We start from the raw sequence: 2,483 nt of genomic DNA on the forward strand, positions 1-2,483 counted from the left end.
TCGCGCAGACCCCTGACGTTTCCGCCGACGGCGCGCAGAGCCTGGCTCGGCAGCTGTCCGCCCCACTGCCATCGTTCGAAGGCCAGCAGCCGTTCCCGTTCCGCTGTCTCCTGTGCGAGACGGGCCCGGCGTTCGGCCTCGGCGCGTTCGGCCGGGGTGGGAGGGGGCGGTTGCCTGCGGGCGTAGCCGTGCCAGTACGCGGCGGTCCGCGAGGTCTGTTTCAGGATGCGGTCCGGCTCGGGCGGGGCGGGCCAGAACTGCAGGAGGTAGCGGTCCAGTTGCGGCTCGTCGTCGAGTCGGGTGTCCTCTGCGCTCGCCCGGTCCATGCCCTGCGCGCAGTACCGCACCCGGTAGTCGGTCTCCTCCAGGTCGAGCCGCCAGGAGTCCTCGCCCGCCCACTGCACGAGCGCGCTGTCCGCCGAGGCGGGGCGGAAGGACACCTCCACCACGTCCTCCCAGGCAGGGTCCAGCGGCGGGGGCTGCTCGTACACCTCGACCGTGAAGCCGACGTCGCCGGTGTGCAGACCGGTGTTCAGCCACAGGGCGCCCGGGGTCGCCGCTCCGCACAGTCCCGCGCTCTGCCCGGCGAACGCCTCCGCGAGATCCGGCCCATAGGTGTCCGGGTCGCTCTCGACGTAGATCTGGCCGTAGTGCACATGGACCTCTCCCTCGACCGGCCTGCGGACCATGGGCTCCTCCTCGAGTGGAACGGGTGTCCGGGCTTCGGGCATCGTGGCATCCGCCACTGACAACGAGGCGTGAGTGCGGGAGAGACCGAGGATGCAGCCAGGCGGGAACGACGAGGCGCCCGACACCGCGGAGCTCGCCGCGCGGCTGGGGCACGTCTACTGGATCGGAGGCGGGAGCGGTGCGGGCAAGTCGACGGTCGCCAGTACGCTCGCCGATCGGCAGGGATGGCGGCTGTACGCGACCGACGACGTGATGCCGGAGCACGCTCGGCGGACCACGCCCGAGGAAGCCCCGCTGCTGCACGACTTCCTGGCCATGGACATGGACGAGCGGTGGGTGAACCGGTCCCCCGGGACCATGCTCGAGACGTTCCACTGGTTCCACGGGGAGGGTTTCGGCCTGATCGTCGAGGACCTGCTCGGCATGGGGCGGGAGACCTGTGTCGTCGTCGAGGGCTTCCGGCTGCTTCCCCACCTGGTGAAGCCGCTGCTCACCGGTCCCGGCCATGCCGTGTGGCTCCTGCCGACGGCGGAGTTCCGCCAGGCCGTGTTCGCGGGCCGGGCCGCGGCAGGGGCCGCTTTCACGGGTAGGACCAGCGATCCGGAGCGGGCGGACCGCAACCTCGCCGCGCGTGATCACATGTTCACGACACGCCTCCGCGAGGAGACGGCGTGTCTGGGGCTCCCCGCCGTCGAAGTCGGCGTCACCATGACGGAGGACGTACTCGTCGAACGGGTGACCGACACCTTCCGGCTGTGACCCCGTGCAACCTCCGCCCGGCGCGGGGTGTCTTCTTCACCGAAGGGCACGAACGGGCCTTTCGTACCGACTCGTTCCAACGGGGGAACACATGAACTCGGACCGCACCCGCCTCCGCCGCGGCACCGCCGCGGGTCTCACCGTCCTGATGGCGGCCGCCCTGGGCGCCGCCGGGGCCGGGGCCTCGAACGCGGACACCGCCGCGCAGAAACAGCAGATCCAGAAGCAGCAGATCGCCTCGTCCGTCCTCGGCTCCGACTACAAGATCACCCTCACCGCGCTGCGTTCGACGGAGGACGAGTACGCGGCGTCGGTGCGGCTCCAGGTGTACACGAAGTCCGGCAGCGCCTGGAAGGAGTCGGACCGGGTGACCGTGGGCGACGTGGACGGCTGGTTCTGGTACCCGCTCACGGGCAAGGGCGCCGTCTGCGAGTTCTCGACCGCGAGTACCGAACCCGCGCCGCTGACCGTGAGCCTGTTGCTCACACCGTCTCTCGGCTGCTCCGAGCCGGCCACGTACCTCGTGAAGGAGGGCAGGGTCTACGCCGGCTGAGCCCGGCACTCCCTCCGCACCGCCCACTCCGGCACGGCGAGGGCCCGGAGACCGCCGGCCGACGCTCTCCGGGCCCTCGCCGCGCCGTGGGGCCTCAGCCCTCGTTCAGGCGGGCGCGCAGGAGGCCCTTGCCCATTTCGGCACCCTTGCGACTGTCCGCCTGGGCCTTGCGGAACAGATCCGCGACCTCGGTGTCCTTGGCGCGCTCCGCGTCCTGGATGTAACTCTCCAGGCGCAGGGCGTTGTTCAGGCACGCCTCGACGTACCAGATCAGGTTGTAGTCCTTGTCCTGCGTACCGGTCACACCGCCGGTCTCCGTCTGGCTGCTCCGAACGGCCACACAGCCCGTCGCCGTCACTTTCGGCAGCCGTGCGATCGCGTGCCGTCGACGGCGGTCGTTCCACGGGACAGACCCGCACGGACCATCAACTCCCCTCCCCCGCACGGCAATCCAGACAGTTATCGCAGAAGCGAACAGACA

Annotated in this window: 3 protein-coding genes and 1 pseudogene; 2 read left to right on the forward strand and 2 right to left on the reverse strand. The window is 70.5% G+C overall.

Features of this window, described 5'->3' with window-relative positions; all coding sequences use genetic code 11:
- Positions 1-689: pseudogene (locus SSQG_RS01175) on the reverse strand (hypothetical protein); the annotation flags it as partial.
- Between the two features lie 91 nt (positions 690-780).
- Between SSQG_RS01175 and SSQG_RS01180 the strand changes: the two are divergent.
- Together SSQG_RS01180 and SSQG_RS01185 are read left to right on the forward strand one after the other, a co-directional pair.
- Positions 781-1,449, forward strand: a complete 669-nt coding sequence (locus tag SSQG_RS01180; RefSeq protein ID WP_052310216.1) for a hypothetical protein — start codon at positions 781-783, stop codon at positions 1,447-1,449.
- Between the two features lie 91 nt (positions 1,450-1,540).
- On the forward strand, positions 1,541-2,002 hold the full coding sequence (locus SSQG_RS01185; RefSeq protein ID WP_039931730.1) for a hypothetical protein: 462 nt from the start codon (positions 1,541-1,543) through the stop codon (positions 2,000-2,002).
- A gap of 94 nt (positions 2,003-2,096) precedes the next feature.
- Here the strand turns inward: SSQG_RS01185 and SSQG_RS01190 are convergent, their stop codons facing one another.
- Positions 2,097-2,342 carry a hypothetical protein gene (locus tag SSQG_RS01190; protein WP_003987816.1) on the reverse strand — a complete coding sequence of 82 codons (246 nt, stop codon included), beginning with the start codon at positions 2,340-2,342 and terminating at the stop codon, positions 2,097-2,099.
- Positions 2,343-2,483: the final 141 nt, after the last annotated feature.

Origin of the sequence: Streptomyces viridochromogenes DSM 40736 (assembly GCF_000158955.1) — a bacterium.
GTDB lineage: Bacteria > Actinomycetota > Actinomycetes > Streptomycetales > Streptomycetaceae > Streptomyces > Streptomyces venetus.